Annotated in this window: 18 protein-coding genes; 7 read left to right on the plus strand and 11 right to left on the minus strand. The window is 64.3% G+C overall.

The window, feature by feature from the left end; translation table 11 throughout:
• The first annotated feature begins 293 nt into the window (after positions 1-293).
• Both lplT and thiD read left to right on the plus strand, forming a co-directional pair.
• Positions 294-1,586: a lysophospholipid transporter LplT gene (gene lplT / locus BGP02_RS01870; RefSeq protein ID WP_017234102.1), complete on the plus strand. Its 1,293-nt coding sequence runs from the start codon at positions 294-296 to the stop codon at positions 1,584-1,586.
• A 1-nt stretch (position 1,587) separates the two neighbouring features.
• Positions 1,588-2,412 carry a bifunctional hydroxymethylpyrimidine kinase/phosphomethylpyrimidine kinase gene (gene thiD / locus BGP02_RS01875; protein ID WP_261938693.1) on the plus strand — a complete coding sequence of 275 codons (825 nt, stop codon included), beginning with the start codon at positions 1,588-1,590 and terminating at the stop codon, positions 2,410-2,412.
• Between the two features lie 61 nt (positions 2,413-2,473).
• On the opposite strand, the gene BGP02_RS01880 is transcribed toward thiD, so the two are convergent.
• The 5 genes from BGP02_RS01880 to BGP02_RS01900 all read right to left on the minus strand — a co-directional run bounded on the left by BGP02_RS01880 (position 2,474) and on the right by BGP02_RS01900 (position 6,314).
• Entirely contained in the window at positions 2,474-3,616 is a 1,143-nt protein-coding gene (locus BGP02_RS01880) for a DUF1853 family protein (RefSeq protein WP_286797507.1), read from the minus strand.
• A complete protein-coding gene (locus tag BGP02_RS01885; RefSeq protein ID WP_268567652.1) occupies positions 3,577-4,647 on the minus strand; it encodes a uracil-DNA glycosylase in 1,071 nt (356 codons plus the stop codon). The genes BGP02_RS01880 and BGP02_RS01885 overlap by 40 nt, the downstream gene beginning before the upstream one ends.
• Positions 4,634-5,113, minus strand: coding sequence for a ribosomal protein S18-alanine N-acetyltransferase (gene rimI, locus BGP02_RS01890; RefSeq protein WP_017232251.1), 480 nt, complete (start codon positions 5,111-5,113; stop codon positions 4,634-4,636). Before rimI ends, BGP02_RS01885 begins: the two co-directional genes overlap by 14 nt.
• Entirely contained in the window at positions 5,113-5,883 is a 771-nt protein-coding gene (gene tsaB / locus BGP02_RS01895) for a tRNA (adenosine(37)-N6)-threonylcarbamoyltransferase complex dimerization subunit type 1 TsaB (RefSeq protein ID WP_017232252.1), read from the minus strand. The genes rimI and tsaB overlap by 1 nt, the downstream gene beginning before the upstream one ends.
• 185 nt (positions 5,884-6,068) lie before the next feature.
• Positions 6,069-6,314 carry a hypothetical protein gene (locus BGP02_RS01900; protein WP_150563536.1) on the minus strand — a complete coding sequence of 82 codons (246 nt, stop codon included), beginning with the start codon at positions 6,312-6,314 and terminating at the stop codon, positions 6,069-6,071.
• On the opposite strand from BGP02_RS01900, the gene BGP02_RS01905 reads away from it, so the two are divergent.
• Positions 6,313-8,112, plus strand: a complete 1,800-nt coding sequence (locus BGP02_RS01905; protein WP_261938696.1) for a DEAD/DEAH box helicase — start codon at positions 6,313-6,315, stop codon at positions 8,110-8,112. The two genes, BGP02_RS01900 and BGP02_RS01905, sit on opposite strands and share 2 nt — an antisense overlap.
• A 177-nt stretch (positions 8,113-8,289) precedes the next feature.
• Here the strand turns inward: BGP02_RS01905 and pip are convergent, their stop codons facing one another.
• The 3 genes from pip to BGP02_RS01920 form a co-directional block, all read right to left on the minus strand.
• Positions 8,290-9,228, minus strand: coding sequence for a prolyl aminopeptidase (gene pip, locus BGP02_RS01910; protein WP_261939879.1), 939 nt, complete (start codon positions 9,226-9,228; stop codon positions 8,290-8,292).
• A 402-nt stretch (positions 9,229-9,630) separates the two neighbouring features.
• Complete coding sequence (gene aceB, locus BGP02_RS01915) at positions 9,631-11,229, minus strand: malate synthase A (RefSeq protein WP_268567650.1); 1,599 nt, start codon at positions 11,227-11,229, stop codon at positions 9,631-9,633.
• 93 nt (positions 11,230-11,322) lie between these two features.
• Entirely contained in the window at positions 11,323-12,030 is a 708-nt protein-coding gene (locus tag BGP02_RS01920; protein ID WP_017232256.1) for a haloacid dehalogenase type II, read from the minus strand.
• Between the two features lie 119 nt (positions 12,031-12,149).
• On the opposite strand from BGP02_RS01920, the gene BGP02_RS01925 reads away from it, so the two are divergent.
• Together BGP02_RS01925 and BGP02_RS01930 are read left to right on the plus strand one after the other, a co-directional pair.
• Positions 12,150-13,091, plus strand: a complete 942-nt coding sequence (locus BGP02_RS01925; RefSeq protein WP_150563538.1) for a LysR family transcriptional regulator — start codon at positions 12,150-12,152, stop codon at positions 13,089-13,091.
• A 307-nt stretch (positions 13,092-13,398) separates the two neighbouring features.
• On the plus strand, positions 13,399-13,833 hold the full coding sequence (locus BGP02_RS01930; protein WP_026131659.1) for a universal stress protein: 435 nt from the start codon (positions 13,399-13,401) through the stop codon (positions 13,831-13,833).
• A gap of 234 nt (positions 13,834-14,067) precedes the next feature.
• On the opposite strand, the gene aceA is transcribed toward BGP02_RS01930, so the two are convergent.
• Both aceA and BGP02_RS01940 read right to left on the minus strand, forming a co-directional pair.
• Positions 14,068-15,390, minus strand: coding sequence for an isocitrate lyase (gene aceA / locus BGP02_RS01935; RefSeq protein WP_017232259.1), 1,323 nt, complete (start codon positions 15,388-15,390; stop codon positions 14,068-14,070).
• Positions 15,391-15,723: 333 nt separating this feature from the next.
• The gene (locus BGP02_RS01940; RefSeq protein ID WP_039829890.1) at positions 15,724-16,635 is read right to left on the minus strand and encodes a DMT family transporter; all 912 of its coding nucleotides are present in this window, start codon (positions 16,633-16,635) and stop codon (positions 15,724-15,726) included.
• A 240-nt stretch (positions 16,636-16,875) separates the two neighbouring features.
• Here BGP02_RS01940 and BGP02_RS01945 point away from each other — a divergent pair, with 240 nt between their 5' ends.
• Both BGP02_RS01945 and BGP02_RS01950 read left to right on the plus strand, forming a co-directional pair.
• A complete protein-coding gene (locus BGP02_RS01945; RefSeq protein ID WP_261938699.1) occupies positions 16,876-17,742 on the plus strand; it encodes an NADPH-dependent 7-cyano-7-deazaguanine reductase QueF in 867 nt (288 codons plus the stop codon).
• Positions 17,739-18,185: a VUT family protein gene (locus BGP02_RS01950; RefSeq protein WP_286797517.1), complete on the plus strand. Its 447-nt coding sequence runs from the start codon at positions 17,739-17,741 to the stop codon at positions 18,183-18,185. The genes BGP02_RS01945 and BGP02_RS01950 overlap by 4 nt, the downstream gene beginning before the upstream one ends.
• Before the next feature lie 127 nt (positions 18,186-18,312).
• On the opposite strand, the gene BGP02_RS01955 is transcribed toward BGP02_RS01950, so the two are convergent.
• Positions 18,313-18,807, minus strand: a complete 495-nt coding sequence (locus tag BGP02_RS01955; RefSeq protein ID WP_083902197.1) for a gamma-glutamylcyclotransferase family protein — start codon at positions 18,805-18,807, stop codon at positions 18,313-18,315.
• Positions 18,808-18,835 lie beyond the last annotated feature (28 nt).

The following is an 18,835-nucleotide window of genomic DNA, read 5'->3' on the forward strand; positions in this document are numbered from 1 at the left end:
CGGCATAACGCATCGGCATATTTTCGTGTTATAAAGCCGTGCGCACAACTTGTTTTGCCAAATTTTTCTCCCGATAACAAGACCGGTCTCAGACCGAGGGCGACCGGGCGCCCGACACGGGGAGCATCAAGGCCGAATATACGGCCGAATAACGACAGTTGATTGGCCGAAGCGCGCCGATACCCCGATGTTTAAGCCCGGTTTCTTCCGTGGGGAAGCCCGTTGCGGGCGCTGCGGATACCGACAACCGAGACACGCAAGTTTTACGCAGCACGGGATCGACTCAAGGAACGATGAAGAAAGGCTTTTATACCATCATGGCCGCGCAGTTTTTTTCGTCGCTGGCCGACAATGCATTGCTCATCGCCGCAATCGCGCTCCTGAAAGATCTGCACTCCCCGCAGTGGATGACGCCGCTGCTCAAGCTCTTCTTCGTGCTCTCCTACGTCATTCTCGCCGCCTACGTCGGGGCCTTCGCCGATTCGATGCCCAAGGGCAAGGTCATGTTCATCAGCAACTCGATCAAGGTCGCGGGCTGCCTGATGATGCTGTTCGGCTCGCATCCACTGATCGCGTATGGTGTAGTCGGCTTCGGCGCGGCGGCCTACTCTCCCGCGAAGTACGGCATTCTCACCGAATTGCTGCCTGCGGAGAAACTGGTCGCGGCCAACGGCTGGATCGAGGGGCTGACGGTCAGTTCGATCATTCTCGGCACCGTTCTCGGCGGCACACTCATCAGTCCACATATTTCCGAATGGGTGCTCCAACGCACGCCAGAGGTCATCAATACGCCGGCGATGGCCTCGATGGTGGTCATCATGGTCATCTACGTGATTGCCGCGCTGTTCAATTTGCGCATCCCCGACACGGGCGCGCGTTACGCGCGTCAGCAACGTAATCCAATCCGACTCGTCTCCGATTTTGCCGACTGCTTCACCACGCTGTGGCGCGACAAGCTGGGCCAGATCTCGCTCGCCGTCACGACCCTGTTCTGGGGCGCGGGAGCAACGCTCCAGTTCATCGTGCTGCGCTGGGCCGAAAAAGCGCTGGGCATGACGCTCTCGGAAGGCGCCATCCTGCAGGCGGTGTCCGCGGTGGGCGTGGCCATCGGCGCCATCGCCGCCGCCTCGCGCATCCCGCTCAAGCGTTCACTCTCAGTACTGCCGGTCGGCATCGCCATGGGCATCGCGGTGATGGCGATGGCCTTCTTCTCGAAGGACCTACTGCCGTGGGGCGCCGATTGGAAAGTGCCGCTGTACCTGATCGTTGCCTACATCTTCCTCATCATCGTCGGTGCGCTCGCGGGTTTCTTCGTGGTGCCGATGAACGCCCTGCTCCAACATCGCGGTCACGTCTTGCTCTCGGCGGGCCATTCCATCGCCGTGCAGAACTTCAACGAGAACCTTTCCGTGCTCATCATGCTGTGCCTCTACGCGCTGCTGATCTGGTTCAACGTGCCGGTGGGGGTCGTCATCATTCTGTTCGGCGTGTTTGTCTCGGGCACGATGTGGCTCGTCATGCGGCGTCACCAGGCCAATCAGCGCGAATTCGATTCGGTCGCGCTCATCGGCGAAATCAAGCATTGATATGTCTTCGCGTCAGTCGTCCGTTCCCATCGTTCTCACCATTGCCGGCTCGGATTCCAGCGGTGGCGCCGGCATCCAAGCCGATCTGAAGACGTTTTCCGCGCTCGGCGCCTACGGCGCCAGCGTGATCACCGCCCTCACCGCGCAGAACACGCAGGGGGTCACCGCCATCCACACGCCGCCGGCGAGTTTCGTCACTGCGCAAATGGATGCCGTTTTCCAGGATCTGACGGTCGATGCCGTCAAGCTGGGCATGCTTGGCAATGCCGAGGTCGTGCGCGCCGTTGCCGCCGGATTGCGGCAGTACAAGCCGCGCTTTGTCGTGCTCGATACCGTGATGATCTCGAAGAGCGGCCACGCGTTGCTGCAACCCGACGCCGTCGCCGCATTGCGCGATGAATTGCTGCCGCTGGCGGATCTGATCACCCCCAACCTGCCGGAAGCCGCGGCGCTGCTCGGCGTCGAGCCCGCGACCGACGAACGCGAGATGGAACAGCAAGCGCAAGCGCTGCGCGCGCTGGGCGCTCGCCATGTGCTGGTCAAGGGGGGCCATCTGGCCAGCGATCTCAGCCCGGACTGGCTCGTGAGCGCGACCGGGGTCGAGCGCTTCACCGCCCCGCGCATCGCCGTGCACAACACCCACGGTACCGGCTGCACGCTCTCCGCCGCGCTGGCCGCGTTGCGACCCCGCCGCCACGACTGGTCGGACACCGTGCGCGACGCCAAGGCGTATCTCAACGGCGCGCTTGCCGCCAGTGACACATTGCACATCGGCCACGGTGTCGGCCCCGTGCATCACTTCCACGCGGTCTGGTCCAAGGGGTGACGCAGTGAGGCGCTAACGGGCTGAATGCGCTGAATGCTCGCAGTACGCGCAATGCGCCGACTCAGATCGACGGCGCGCCGTCGTCGGCACTCTGCGCCAGCGCGCGACGCGCGGCCGCGTCGGCCCGTTCGCTCAATTCCTCGATGCGATGCCGGGCGCGCGGCGCCCAGAAATCAGGCACGATAAATCCGCGCTCTTCCTCGAACCAATCCCCCTCGCCCGCCCGCCGGTTCAGCGACACGACGAGCAACGGCTCGGCGCCGCGTTCTCGCCAGTGCGTCTCGATTCGGGTATGCATCGCCGCCAGCGATAGCGCCGAGGAATCGCTGACGCGCGCGGGGGCCAGCCAACGCGCGCGCGGCAGCAATGCCCACGTGCGTTCGCGTGCGGCGCTCGGCGCACGTTGTGTCGACTGCGCGTGCGCCCACCACTCGTCGAGCGTCGCCCACCAGCCTCGACCGTGCGCCTCGGACGCCACCGCCGGCAACTGCCCACCGTGCGCGAGTGGATGGAAAAGCCAGCCCTTCAGATAGACCTGCGGCAGCCACGGTCCGGCGATAGGCAATGCGCTAAGCGCTGCGTCCAGCGTGGTCAGGCGCAATTGATGATCGAGCAACCGCGCCACCTTGTCGGCCAGGCTGTCGGCCAGATTCGGTCCGAGCCAGTGAAACTGCACGGCACGTTCGTCGAGCCCCGACGACGGCGTCGCTGGCGGCACGAACAGATACAGCTTCACCGCCAGCTCCCAATGCAGCAATTGACGGTCGGCGCGCCGGGCCAACAGGAAATCGCACTCGCCGAGCGTCATATTGCCGCGCCGGGCGTCACGCACCTGCAAACCGGCGGCGAGCAGATCGAAGCGAGGACTGTGCAGCAGTGCGAAGTGCAGCAGTTGCTCCGCATAGCGCCCCAGGCGATGACTTTCGCCGCGCGCAAGAAAGTCGCGCAACGGCTCGACGTCGGCATCGCAGGCCAGTAGCCAGTCGCGCAGGATTCGGGAATGGGGGACGGGATCGGCGATGTCGGGCTGGCGCGCCACATCGTTCACCGCCTGCACGCCGTCGAACTGCGCCAGCGCCGCCGGAAAGCGGGCGGCACTGAGCAGATCGGCGGACAACAGCAGCCACGCGAGGTCGCGCACCGGCGCCTCGCGCAGCGTTTCGATCAGTTCGCCGTAGGCGTCTGGGAGGGAGTCGATTCGCACACAGCCTCGTAGGTAGCCCGTGCCAGGCACCAATCGGTCCAGGCCTTGGCCTTGTCGGGCAAACTGCGCAACAGGTAAGCCGGATGGTACGTCACGATCACCGGCACGCCTTCATATTCATGCACGCGCCCGCGCAGGCTGGCGATGCTCGCCTGCGTGCGCAAAATGCTCTGCGCGGCGAAACGCCCCATCACCACGATCACGCGCGGCTTGAGCAGTGCCACCTGACGCTTCAGGTAAGGCTCGCAGCTCGCCACTTCGGTCGCTTCGGGATCTCGGTTGTTCGGCGGACGGCACTTGAGGACGTTCGCGATATACACGTTCTCGCCGCGCTGCAATGTCACGGCGCGCAGCATGTTGTCGAGCAGCTTGCCCGCCTGCCCCACGAACGGCTCGCCCTGCAAATCCTCCTGCTGGCCCGGGGCTTCCCCCACGAGCAGCCAGTCGGCCTCGCGGTCGCCCACGCCGAAGACCGTCTGCGTACGCGTTTCGCACAGGCCGCACAGGCGGCAATTGGCGACGCGCTCCGTCAGCGCCTCCCAGTCCAGTGTCTCGACGCCCGGCAGCGCAGGACGCGACGGCGCCCCGGCCTCGCCCGCATCGCGCATGATCGACCACAGCGCAGCATCGGCGGCCGCGTCGCCGTCGCCGCTGCCATCGCTGTCGAGCCACATCGGCCTGTCGTCGGGCGGCAGGTCCTCCATGTGACGGCTGGCCCCACGCGGTGCGGATGTCGGTGCGGGCACCGGTGCCGACTCACGGCGGACAGGGGCCGCGGGTACTTCGCCCGATATCGCGGCGCGTCCGGCAGCACGCGCCATCGCCGGCGTGACGCTCGGCGTCACGTCCCACGGCGGCAGGTCGTCGGCATGGGCTTCGCCCCGAGGGGCGGCCGCATCGACGCGTGTCGCAACGTCGCCGCCCTCGTCAATCGCCGTTACCGTTGCCGTCGCCGCCGGGGCCACGGCCTCGTGCGACATCCACACCGGCCACAGCCCGAACTCTTCCAGAATCGCTTTAGGCCACGGCACGATCAGTCTCCCACGTCAGGCGCATCACAATGGCGTCTTCACGACGCCCGCTCGCCGGATAATATCCCTTGCGCCGGCCAATCTGCACGAATCCGAAACGCTCGTACACGCGCAGCGCCCTCACGTTCGACGGACGCACCTCCAGCAATACGCCGCTCATGCCCTGCGCACGCGAGACTCGCACGACCTCGTCAAGCAACTGCACGCCCAGCCCGTTGCCCTGCATTTCCGGCTCGACGCACACGTTGAGCAAATGTGACTCGTCGACGACCGGCATCATCAGAAAATAACCGAGCAGTGTGCCATCGACCGCGCGCAGGCAGACGCCCTGATGCCCGGCGTCGAGCGAATCGGCGAAGTTCTGGCGGGTCCAGGGATACGGATACGCGCGCACTTCGACGGCTACGACCTCGTCGAGATCGGCCAGCGTCATCGGCGAATAATGGTTCGGACCGGTCTGGCGCATCAGGGCACCTCCGGGGCATTTGCCTTCGCGGTCTGGGCCACGGCCTGCTTGATCGCTTCGCGCTCGGCGGTCGTTTGCGCCACCTTGTTGCGGATGTAGACCGGCATGGCCTGATCGGCGGGAATGGCGCCGCCCCGCGCGAAGGCGCGGGCCGCGAGCGCTGCGACGTAACGGGCACGCGGCATGGCGTTGGCCAGGACCGCCTGCGCCTGCACGCTTGCCTGCAATCGATCGCCGAACGCCAGCGCGGCATTGCCCGCGATGACGAAATCCACTTCGGGTGCGCGCACCCGTTCGGCAGCGTCGAGCGACGCAGGCAGAACTTCGCGCCAGTCGTTCGTGGCGCTGTCCCAGGCGTAATCGGCCCAATAGGCCTCATTCATGCGCGCATCGAGTGCGACAAGCACGCGTTGTGTGTCGACGCGCAATGCGCGCGCCGCTTCGGCACACGCGAGCAACGTGCCCACCGGCACCACGGGCAGTGCGGCGCCAAACGCCAACCCCTGCGCGACACCGCAGGCCGTGCGCAACCCGGTAAACGACCCCGGCCCCGCCCCGAAGGCGATCGCGTCGCATTCGGCGAGCGTGACGCCGGCCTCGCGCAGCACGTCGCGCGCGGCGGGCAGAATATGGGTGCTGGAGACCGGGCCGGTATCGAGGTGGCGCTCGACCACAAGGGCCGGGGCACCGCTGGCGGGATCGTGACGGTATACGGCAACCGAACAGAATTCGGTCGAGGTATCGAGGGCGAGAAGCGTAATCGAAGACATGGCGCTATTGTAATCGGGTGGGCGGCGAGCCACCTAGCGGCACCGACGGTCGCCCGCCCCTGGCCGGTGCCAGCTTGCCGCATTCCGCGTAGCCGAGCATCGCAACCGCCCCATCACTCCGTGCAAATCCGAACGTGCACTTCCCCGAAAACACTGCTATAATCCGCGCTTCGCTTCGCGGATCGTCATTGGACTTCCTGCGAGGCGACGAAAAACTGCGTTTTGCCCCAATCCTGTGATAAGCCGCTGTAGTTCTTGCCGGTACTGGCGCTCCTGATAAAGGAACGACCCGCCACCGTCCCTGGCTTACGATACGGATTTCGATCCGCTTTCTGCCCCATCCGCGATTTGCTTCCTGCTTGCGACGAATTGGGTTTGCCGATTGGCGCCAACGCCCCGACATCACCTTTTTGATCCGCAAGAGGCTTCATGGAACAAACTTCCAAGATGTCTGCGCTCGCGCAGACGTATTTCCCTTCGTCCGAAGAAAACGCTAACGCTATTGTTGTCGATGCTGCTCCGGCAGCCAGCGACGACGGCAAGCCCACGTTCGCCGAACTCGGCTTGAACGCGGCGATTCTGTCGACGCTCACCACCGCAGGCTATACCCATCCGACGCCGGTGCAGCAGCGCGCGATTCCCGCCGCGCTCGCCGGTCGCGATCTGCTCGTGTCGAGCCCGACGGGCTCCGGCAAGACGGCCGCCTTCATGCTGCCCGCCATCCACCGCTTCGCGGAAATGCAGGCCAGCGGCGAGCTGAACAGCCGCGCCCCGGCCGCGCATCCGCGCAACGTGCCGGCAGAGCCGGGCGAAAAGCCCCGCAAGGGCCAGCGCGTGCGTCGCGTGGCCGCCCAGCCGCTGCTGCTTGTGCTCACGCCGACGCGCGAACTGGCGCAACAGGTCTCGACCGCGGCCGACACGTACGGCAAGCAACTGCGCCGCCTGCGCACGGTGAGCATTCTCGGCGGTATGCCCTACCCCCGTCAGCTCGAAATGCTGGCGAAGCAGCCCGAGATCATCGTGGCGACGCCGGGCCGTCTGCTCGATCACATCTCCAGCGGCAAAATCGACCTGTCGCAATTGATGATGCTGGTGCTCGACGAAGCCGATCGCATGCTCGACATGGGCTTCATCGACGACATCCAGACCATCGTCGACGCCACGCCGGCATCGCGTCAGACGCTGCTGTTCTCGGCAACGATCGACGGCCGCATGGGCGAAATCACGCGTCGTCTGCTGCGCGATCCGGAAACCATCGAGATCACGCGCGGCTCCGACCAGCGCACCAACGCCAACATCGAGCAAACGCTCCATTACGTGGACGATCGCGCCCATAAGGATCGCCTGCTCGCACACCTGCTCGGCAACGATTCGCTCGACCAGGCCATCGTGTTCACGTCGACCAAGCGCGACGCCGACCTGATCGCCGACCAGCTCGAACAAGCCGGTTTCGATAGCGCTGCGCTGCACGGCGATATGCCGCAAGGCGTGCGTAACCGTACGCTGCGTGCCCTGCGCGAGCGTCGTGTGCGCGTGCTGGTCGCCACCGACGTGGCCGCACGCGGCATCGACGTGCCGGGCATCACGCACGTGTTCAACTACGATCTGCCGAAGTTTGCGGAAGACTACGTTCACCGTATCGGCCGTACAGGCCGTGCCGGTCGTCGTGGCGTGGCCGTGAGCCTGGCCGCACACGCCGAAATCGGCGCGGTGCGTCGCATCGAACGCTACACGCGTGAACTGCTGCCGGTGAATGTCGTGGCCGGTTTCGAACCGCGCCGTGCCGCACCGAAGGCCGGTGCCGGCGGCAAGCGTCCGGGCCCGAGCCGCAATGGTCCGCGTCACGGTCAAGGCAACGGCGGCGGCAGCCGCTGGAGCAACAACGGTCCGCGTCACGCCAGCAGCGCCGGTAACGGCGGCAGCGGTAGCGGCGGTTATCAGGGCGGTCAGCGTTTCGGCGGCAACAAGCCGGCCGGTGCCCCGTTCGAGCGTCGCGAGGGCAATGGCTTCCAAGGGGGTTACCCGCAGAACGGCGCGGGTAACGGCGGTAATGGTGGCAACGGCTTCTCGAACGGCAGCGCGACCGACCGCTTCGAGCGTCGCGCTCCGCGCCCCGCCGAAGGCGGCTATCGTCAGGATCGCGGCACGCGCAGCTTCGACGCCCCGCGTCAAGATCGTGGCTTCAGCAATCGCAACGGTGGCGGCTTCAACAAGCGTCGCGACGACTGAACGGCCTGAGGCCGTCAGGACCGATGCCACATCGGTCCTGCGCAAATACCTGAAAACCCCGGATGTTGACGTCAACGGTCAACGCCGGGGTTTTTTCTTACGCGCGCCGGATCGAAAGAGGCCGACGCGTAGGCGCAAGCACTGCCAATCCGCGCTCGACAAACGACGCCGTCGATCTCACCGCGTCGACACAAACTGATCGGTCGCTTCGATCAACCAGTGCAGAATGGTGGGCTCGTTGAAGGCATGTCCGGCGTCGGACGCCCAATAGAAATCCGCCTCCGGCCACGCCTTGTGCAAGTCCCAAGCCGTGCGGGCAGGGGTCGCTACGTCGTAACGGCCCTGGACGATCACACCCGGAATGTCGCGCAGGCCGCGCGCACCATCAATTAACTGGTTCGGCGCGAGAAAGCCATCGTTGACGAAGTAATGATTCTCGATGCGAGCGAACGCAATTGCGTAGCGCGGATCGCCGAACGCTTCGGCAAGACGGTCGTCAGGCAGCAGCGTGATGGTGCTGCCCTCCCACACACTCCATGCCCGCGCCGCCTCGATTCTCACGGCCTCATCGCGATGAGTCAGCCGCTTCTGGTAAGCACGCATCAGATCGCCTCGCTCTTCAAGCGGGATCGGCGCGAGGAAAGACTCCCAGCGATCCGGAAACAGCCACGATGCGCCCTTCTGGTAATACCACTGCAACTCGTCGCGGCGTACGGTGAAAATGCCGCGCACGATCAATTCGCTGACTCGGTCGACGTGCGCCTGCGCATAGGCCAGTGCCAAGGTGCTCCCCCACGAGCCCCCTAACACCAACCAACGGTCGTATCCGAACTTGACGCGCAAGCGCTCGATGTCATCCACCAGATCCCACGTCGTGTTGTGGTCCAGACTCGCATGCGGTAACGAGCGTCCGCAGCCACGCTGGTCGAACAGCGTGATGCAGTATTTGGCCGGATCGAACAACCGCCGATGCTCCGGCGAGCAACCGCCTCCGGGACCGCCGTGCAGAAACACCGCCGGCTTGCCACGCGGATTTCCGCACCGCTCCCAATACACTTGGTGCCCATTGCCCACATCGAGCACGCCGCACTCGAAAGGCTCGACCGGCGGGTACAGGCCACGCAGCGTCTCCGGGCGAATCTCTACGACCTTGCCAGGCCCCCGCGGTACAAGCGCCTGCGCGCGCGGACCGTTTGGCAGGCTGCGGGCGGCATCATCGGGAAAGTCGAGCGACATCGGCATCCTCACTTGAACACGGGGCTGGGCAGTGTCAACGTCACGCCCCAGCGCAACGCCGACCACGGAAACTCGGGCGAATAGCACGAGAATCCATCCGTCGACGTTCAGTGTAGCGCGGCACCCAAGACAAGACAAAGCGCGCGCTCAAAACGAAATGGAACGATGTTGCCATCGTCCCATTCGTACAGCGATGCGATCACCGAGTCACGATAAGGGCGTGATTTCGACTCAAGCCTAGTCAGACCGTTTCAGCCCCCCATCGGAGCCCTTCATCACGCTTCAAACCACTTCGTACAGCGGCAGCGTAAGGAACTCGACAAAGTCGTCGCTGGTGCTCATCTGTTCGAAGATGACGGCCGCGCGATCATACGTCGGCGCCACTTGCCCCACGAGTGCTTTCACATTGGCAAGCTCTTGCGCAATCAGCTCGCGCACCAGCTCGGCGGTGACCTTGCGGCCGTCGTCGAGCTTGCCCTTCGGCGAGCGGATCCACTGCCACACCTGCGAGCGAGAGATCTCGGCCGTTGCCGCATCTTCCATCAGGTTGTGAATCGGCACGCAGCCATTGCCCGCCAGCCAGGATCCCAGGTAGTGGATGCCGACATTGATGTTGTTGCGCAGCCCCGCCTCGGTAATCGGCGCTTCCGGCTGGAACGTCAGCAGGTCACGGCCCGAAACCGTCACATCGTCGCGTTGCTTGTCGATCTGGTTCGGACGCTCGCCCAGCACCTTCACGAACTCCTCCATCGCCACGGGCACGAGCCCTGGGTGTGCCACCCAGCCGCCGTCGTAACCGTCGGCGGCGTCGCGCGCCTTGTCGCCGCGAATGCCGGCCATCGCCCGCTCGTTCGCTTGCGGATCGTGCTTGATCGGAATCAACGCGCTCATGCCGCCAATGGCAGGCGCATTGCGGCGGTGACACGTCTTGAGCAGCAGCAGCGCGTAGGCCCGCATGAACGGCACCGTCATGGTGATGCGACTGCGATCGGCCAGGCAGAAGTCGGCATCGACCTTGAACTTCTTGATGCACGAGAAGATGTAATCCCAGCGGCCGGCGTTCAGGCCCGCGCTGTGCTCGCGCAGTTCATACAGAATCTCGTCCATTTCGAACGCGGCGAGAATCGTCTCGACGAGCACGGTCGCCTTGATCGTGCCCTGCGCCAGGCCCAGTTCGTTTTGGGCGAGCACGAACACGTCGTTCCACAGACGCGCCTCGAGGTGGCTCTCCAGCTTCGGCAGATAGTAGTAAGGCCCGAAGCCGCGCTCGAGCGACGCCTTCGCGTTATGGAACACATGCAGGCCGAAGTCGAACAGGCTGCCTGACATGCGCACACCGTCCACGCTCACGTGCTTCTCGTCGAGATGCCAGCCGCGCGGACGTACGATCAGCGTGGCGACCTTGTCGTTCAAGGCGTAACGCTTGCCGTTCTGTTCGAGACTGATGGTGCCGCGCACGGCGTCGCGCACGTTGATATGCCCTTGCAACTGGTTATGCCAGTTCGGCGTGTTCGAGTCCTCGAAGTCGGTCATGTAGCTGTCCGCCCCCGAGTTCAGCGCGTTGATGATCATCTTGCGCTCGACCGGCCCCGTGATTTCCACACGACGGCATTGCAACGCCGCCGGCAACGGTGCGATGCGCCAGTCGCCGTCGCGGATCGCTTGCGTCTCGGGCAGGAAATCGGGCACTTCGCCGGCGTCGAGTCGTGCGGCGCGGTCCGCGCGGGCCGCAAGTAGTGCCTGACGGCGCGGTTCAAAGGCGCGGTGCAGCTTGGCGATGAAAGCGAGTGCCTCGGGGGTCAGGATCGCTTCGTACTCAGAACGAATATCGGTGCTGGCATCAACATGCAATTGCATGCCGGGGGGCAGAATCAGGGACATCAGGGATCTCCAACGATCTTCATTTATATAAGGGAGTGCGCCGCAAGGAAGAACTTCAGGGGCTTTGCACCAGGCCTCACACCGCGTTGGGCGTCAGGCGCGCGCTCCCGTCACTACCTCGACGAACCGCTGCAAGTCGCGCATGTCGCGCCCCATCCCTTGCGGCGTGACGCCGAGCTGTTCGACCGGCAGCCCGGCCCGGTTGACCCAAAACGTCGGGTAACCGAACCAGGTGGCACCGGCCGCGTCCCAGCCGTTGCTGGAGACGAAAACGATGGCGTCGGCAGGCAAGCCGAACGCGTCGGGGCCGAGTTGATAGGCCTCCGGGGCGGTCTTGAATTTGCGTACCGCGTCGACCGACAGCACATGCTCGAACAGATCCTTGATCCCAGCGCTCTTCAGGCCGACGTCGAGCATGCGGGGATCGCCATTCGAAAGCACGCCGAGCCTGAGACCCATTGCACGCAACGCGCGCAGCACGGACGGGTTTTCGGGGAAGACCGACAGGCAGGTGTATTCGTCCATCAGGCGCTTCTCGGCGACAGGCGAGAGCGTGAGATTCAGACGCGCCGCAGCGTAGCGCAACGCGTCGACGGTGATGTCCCAGAACGGACGGTAGCGTTCGCCGCGCGGGCCCGAGAGCGAGCGCAGTTGCGTGTATTCGATCTGCTTGGCCCGCCACAGCTCAGCAAGCGCCGCCCCGCGTCCCGGGAACTGCTGCTCGGCGGCCGCCGCGACGGAGTACACGTCGAACAATGTGCCGTAAGCATCAAAAATCACTGCCTGAATACGCGAAGCCATAAGCTGGGTATCACTCAATATCACTTGTCATTGCCTGCCAATTGTATTATTGATAGCAATCGCCATAAAAGCGCACAAAAATCACTTTATCTTTGACTTTTTAGTACATAATCCGCCGCGTGGATCGCTTCAAACAAATCGAAACGTTCGTCGCCGTGGCCGCCAAGGGGAGTCTGTCGGCGGCCGCAGCGCTCGAAGGCGTGGCGCCGGCCGTGATCGGGCGGCGCATCGACGCGCTCGAGTCCCGCTTGGGCGTGAAGCTGCTCGTGCGCACGACGCGGCGGGTCACGCTCACGTTCGAGGGATCGGCGTTTCTCGAGGACTGCCAACGCATTCTCAACGAGATGCACAACGCCGAGGCCGCCGTATCGGCGGGCGGGGTCAAGGCCAGCGGCCATCTGCGGCTCTCGGCACCGGCCGGGTTCGGGCGACGGCACGTCGCCCCGCTGCTGCCGGTGTTCATCGAATCGCATCCAGACGTCACGGTCACGCTCGACCTCTCCGACCGTCTCGTCGATCTGGTCAACGAAGGCTTCGATTGCGCGATCCGGCTGGGCGAGTTGCCCGATTCGAGCCTCGTATCGCTGCGGCTGGGCGAGAACCGGCGCGTGTGCGTGGCGTCGCCGGGGTATCTCGCACGACACGGACGGCCCGAATCGCTCGACGCCCTCGCGCGTCACAATTGCCTCGCCTTCGGATCTACCGCCAACCAGCAGCGCGGCTGGACCTTCTCGCAGGACGGCAAGGTCGTGACCATCCGCGTGAACGGCACCATGGAATGCACCGACGGTGCGGTACTGCACGACTGGTGCCTGGACGGCTACGGCCTCGCATGGCGCTCGTGGTGGGAGGTGGGCGACGATATCCGCGCGGGCCGGCTCATGAGCGTGCTCGACGACTTTGCCGCGCCGCCCATCGGCATTCATGCCGTGTTCCCGCAACGCCGTCACCTGCCGCTGCGCGTACGCCTGTTCATCGACCATCTCAAGCACCACTACAGCAGTTCGGTCTACTGGCGAGATGACGCGGCGCCCATCGCGCCGCACGGCGCGGCCGTCTGAGCGGCGGCGCGTCGCGGTGCGAGGGGGCGTGAGGGGGCGTGAGGGGGCGTGAGGGGGCGTGAGGGGGCGTGAGGGGACCCGAGGGATCACCGCCCTATCGGGACTATCGGGTTTGCCCCCGTTGTTGCGTCGCGCCAAAGCCATAGAATCGAAACGAAGGGTCCGCTGGCAATGCGCAGGCTTGAGGGCGAGACATGGCCCTGACTGGCACCGGATGTCTCGGGACAGCGGACGGGGTGCAAGACCGTGATACCTGCGCGAGCCTGTGAACGCGTGTTCAGCAACGCCAACTGCGGGAGGTCATATGCTGTTTACCCACATCCTCATTCCGACCGACGGCTCGGAGCTTTCCGAAAAGGCGGTCACGGGCGGACTCGAACTGGCGCGCGCGCTCGGCGCGAAGGTGACGGGCTATTGCTGCCTCGCGGAGTATCCGTATTCGCCCTTCAGCGAGTATGTACTGGAAGCGCCGGCCACTTTCAGCGAGCGCATTGCCGAAGAGGCATGCGCACACCTCGACAAGCTGGCCGAAGCCGCCGCGGCGGCGGGCGTGCCGTTCGAGCGCGACAGCTCCACCTTCCCGGCGCCTTATCTCGGCATCATCGACGCGGCGCAACGTCACGGATGCGATGTCATCCTGATGGCCTCCCACGGACGGCGCGGGCTGACCAGCCTGCTGCTTGGCAGCGAGACGCAACGTGTTCTCGTGCACTCCAAGATTCCGGTGCTCGTCTACCGCTGATCCATTCGCGGCAACTCGATCGAACATGAAAAAAGGCCCGTGAGCGGGATACGCTCACGAGCCTCCTCTCGTTCAGGCGTGCATGGCACCCTCACCGCGACGGGACCGCAGTCAGGGCCGCCCCGGCCGGATAGGCCGGACGCGCGGTCATAGCGCGATGTCGCACCGCCGGCTGACGATGTGCCCCCACGCGCATCGTCGCTGGCGGGCGCACCGCGCCCTCCCTCAGCCCGGTCAGGCTGCCTTGACCTTTGCCTTCTTCTCGTCGAAGAACTGTTCGTCCTCCGTCGAACCCTTCAGGGCCGTGGTCGATGCGTCACGCTCAATCGTCTGCGTAACAGCATCGAAGTAGCCCGTACCCACCTCGCGCTGGTGCTTCACCGCGGTGAAGCCCTTGTCCGCCGCCGCGAATTCGGCTTCCTGCAACTCCACGAAGGCGCTCATCTGACGACGGGCATAGCCATGCGCCAGGTTGAACATCGAGTAGTTCAGGCTGTGGAAGCCGGCCAGCGTGATGAACTGGAACTTGTAGCCCATGGCGCCGAGTTCCTTCTGGAACTTGCCGATGGTCGCATCGTCGAGGTTCTTCTTCCAGTTGAACGACGGCGAGCAGTTATACGAAAGCATTTTGCCGGGGAAGTGCTTGTGAATCCCCTCGGCAAATTGCCTGGCGAATTCGAGATCGGGCTTGCCGGTCTCGCACCACACCAGATCGACGTACGGCGCGTAAGCCAGACCACGGGCAATCGCCTGATCGAGGCCATTGCGCGTGCGGTAGAAGCCTTCGACCGTGCGCTCGCCGGTGCAGAACGGCTGATCGATCGGATCGACGTCAGCGGTGATCAGGTCTGCTGCTTCGGCATCGGTCCGGGCGATCAGGACGGTCGGCACGCCGAGCACGTCGGCCGCCAGTCGCGCCGCCACCAGCTTGGCCACGGCTTCGCGCGTCGGCACGAGCACCTTGCCACCCATGTGACCGCACTTCTTGACCGACGCGAGCTGATCTTCGAAGTGCACACCGCCGGCGCCCGCTTCGATCATCGCCTTCATCAGTTCGAAGGCGTTGAGCACGCCGCCGAAGCCGGCTTCGGCGTCCGCCACGATCGGGGCGAAGTAATCGATATAGCCTTCGTCGCCCGGGTTCTTGCCTTCCGACCATTGGATCTGATCGGCCCGCGTGAAGGTGTTGTTGATGCGGCGCACGACTTGCGGCACCGAATTGGCCGGATACAGCGATTGGTCGGGGTACATTTCACCCGCCATGTTCGCGTCGCCGGCGACCTGCCAGCCTGACAGATAAATCGCCTTGAGACCGGCCTTGACCTGTTGCATGGCCTGATTGCCGGTCAGCGCGCCCAGGGCGTTCACAAACGGCTCGTCGTTGATCATTTGCCACAGGCGCTCTGCACCGCGGCGGGCGAGTGTTTGTTCAGGCTGGATCGATCCGCGCAGGCGCACCACGTCTTCGGCCGAGTAGCCACGCTTGATGCCCTGCCAGCGCGGATTGTTCGCCCAATCCTGCTCGAGTTGCTTCACCTGGTCTTGACGTGTCGTCATGATGATCTCTCCTGGTTTCTCGATACAAATAAAGCGGTGACGCCTGACTGCCTGTGCGGCTTGAAACCGGCATGTCTTGTATAAGAGTTTAGGGATTTTTCACGCAACGCAACAGAACGAACCACGGCATGGAGTAAAATTTTTTAACTATAAAAATCAATAGTATATGAACTTTATTTCTTGATGCGAAACGATATTTTCCGTTCTGAAATGGCATCGTTGTGCCGAGCAGCGCAAATTTTTACGCACCGCAAGATCATTCCACATCATGAAAAAAGCCGGTGACGGCGAGTCCCGGCTTTGCAACCTCGCGAACAGGCGCGGGCGCGGTGGTTACGATGCGGCCCGACGGGCTGCCGTCGCCGCCCTGGGCGGCTTGCATACGAACCACACGGCGAGCGCGATGAAACAGCCGCCGACAACGTGCGCCATCGTGACCGCTTCATTCAGGAACAAGGCGCCCCACAGCACACCGAACGGCGGAATGAGAAACGTCACGGTCAGCGAGCGCAACGGGCCCAGATCCGCGATCAGGCGGAAGAACATCATGTAGGCCACCGCGCTGCAAAGGAAGCCGAGTGCGGCCATTGCGGCCCAGACGCCGCCGGTCGCCGGGCCGGGAATGCCGGACGTTGCCGACACGTAGCCGAAGAACGGCAGCAGCACGACGGCCGCCCCCAGTTGGCTGCCGAAGGCGACCAGCTTCGCATCGAGGCCGCCCCGGTCGGAAATCCAGCGTTTGGTCAGATAGCCCGCCAGGCCATAGCAGGACGTGGCGACGAGACACGCCAACGCCCCAATGACCACCGGCCCCGACATCGTGACCGGTCCGGCCCGCGTCAATACGGCCACGCCGACAAGCCCGAGCAACACGCCCAACCCCTTGGCTCCCGTCAGGCGCTCACGGAAGAACAACGTGCCGATGATGACGCCCATCAACGGCGTGGTTGCGTTGAGAATCGCCGAGTAACCGGCCGGGAGCACGCGCGCGGCGAGGCAGTACATCGCGAACGGAATGCCGGAATTGATGACGCCGAGCAGCATCGACGCCCCGAGCCGCCCCTTGAACTCCCAGCGCACGCGCATGACCAGCAGGATGACCGCCAGACCGATGGCGCCCAGGGTCACGCGAAGGAACGCCGTGGGCAGCGGCCCGAGCACAGGGACGATGATGCGCATGAAAAGAAAGCTCGCGCCCCAGATGGCGGAGAGCGTCAGCAAACGGGCAATGTCGGACGAACGCATAGTCGGCATGACGGCACGGTTGGCCGCCGGGAAGAATGGGAACGCGTGAATCGTCCCACATCGACGCCAGGCCTGCTGGTCAAAATCGGACATGGCGGCAACGGCACAGTGGCGTTCATCGTCAACCCGTATCGCCCGCCATGGCGGGTCACGCACGGTCCATTTTCGGAATCGGCGCATTGAGCAAGCAAGTGGTCGCGCGCTATGGTGACTGACCGATCGATCGGAGATTTCATACTCATGACGTATCACGATTCACGCGCCGTCTCTCCTCGCGAGGTCCGCCCTCCGTCCGACGGGCGACCTCTCACTCACCAGACCGTCATTCATCCGATTCTCCGCACCCGCCCTCCCGCCCAGACGACCTCACTGCACGCATCGCCCGCCGTGGTGCCACGCGGTTACGACCTATGGAATCACTATGAGGTCGCTTGGCTCGACATGCATGAGCGCCCCCAGATCGCCGTGGCGGAAATCGTGATTCCGTGCGATTCCCCGTACACGCTGGAGATGTCGGACGCGCAACGCTATTTCCTGACGTTGCGCGAGCGATGCTTCGAATCTCCCGACGCGCTGGAAGCGCACGTGGCGGGCGAATTATCGCGCTGCCTGCAAGCGTATGTCCTGGTGCGCACGACACCGGTCAGGCAAGCCGTTCGCACCACGGCCGCCTGCGGGCCGGGCACGGAGAGTCTCGACCTCGCGCCGGTCAGCGTGATACGCGGTGGCGTGCAGGCTCATGCCCTTTGCCTCGCCAGCGACGCCGATGGCGCGCTGGCCTCGCCGATTCGCGAATGCCTGGTCTCCGACCTGTTGAGCGTGCGATGCCCGCTCACCGGCGGCGTCGACTACGGAACCGTCTGGTTCGACTATACCGGCGCGCCGATCTGTCGCCGCGCACTGCTCGCGTACGTCCTGTCGTTTCGCGATAGCGCGATGCTGATCGAGCACTGCGTAGATACGCTCTTCAGTGACGTGCTCACGCGATGCGCGCCAACGCGACTGGCAGTCGGCGCACGCTTCACGCGGCGTTACGGACTCGATATCAATCCCGTGCGCTCCACACATGCCATCGCCCTCACCAATCTGCGCACCATTCGCCAATGACCTCGACGATCTCCCCTGCCTCGCTGCCCTCAGCGCTCGCCGCACGCCAGGCCACGCGCATGACGCCCGCCGTCATCGTGCTTGCGATCGCCTTCGTGAGCTTCCTGCTGATCTCGAACGCATTGGGCGCTCGCGTATGCGAGGTCGCGCTGCCCTGGTCGGTCGGCGACGAGCCGTTGCGGCTGACATTCTCGGCCGCCCTCATCAGCTTCCCGTTTGCTTACCTCTTTGCGTCGGTGCTCACGGAGGTCTACGGCTATCGCATCAGCCGCATCGTGATCTGGAGCGGACTCGCGGCCAATCTGGTGATGATCGGATTTCTCTGGCTGATGCCCCGGCTGCCCACCGAAGCAGCCTGGGCGGCAGAAACCGGCTTCACGGACGAGGTGCAGCGTCACTGGTACGAGGCCATTGCGCATATGTTCCTGGCATCGGTGTCGTGACGTCGGCACCTCGCTCAATCCATTCCGCTTTCGAGCATCGATGCCGCGGCAATCCGTCGAGACTCAATAGCGCATGTCGCTCGCGCTGTCACAGCCGTGCCGCAGCGACACCACGGCTACACCAGGATTACGCCGCGTTGGCGTCGCGCGCGCGACGATACTTGACCCAGTCTCCATCGGCAATCTGCGGCAATGCGTGGACCGCCGATTCGCTCACCGGATAGACGATGCAAGCGTAGGTCGCGCCGTCACAGGCGACCTCGCGCATGTCTCGAACGAACAACCCCGCCTCGCCCGGATACACGGCTTCGATCTCGTCGAGCACGGGGACCAGTGCCGTTGCGATGCGATAGACGTCGCCAGTGACGCGGCCTGCGCTGTGGCCGTCGCACGCCGTGGCGTCGAGCACCATGCCCGGATAGTCCCCGAAATCGTACAGCCGCCCGCCGAGTGATGTGGTGCCGACATAGACCGGCGCCTCGATGCCGTGTCGCTCGGCGGCATACGACACGTCGTTGATTTCGCCGGCACGCAGCGTGCCATAGACAAAAACGTAGACCCCCTCGTCCTGCGAGTCATGGGCATCGTGGGCGTCGACCCGGTCACGCGTTGCAGTATTCATCACCAGCATCCAAATCGGAAAAAAGTGG

The organism is Pandoraea sp. 64-18 (assembly GCF_001899225.1).
In the GTDB taxonomy this organism is placed as follows: Bacteria; Pseudomonadota; Gammaproteobacteria; order Burkholderiales; family Burkholderiaceae; genus Pandoraea; species Pandoraea cepalis.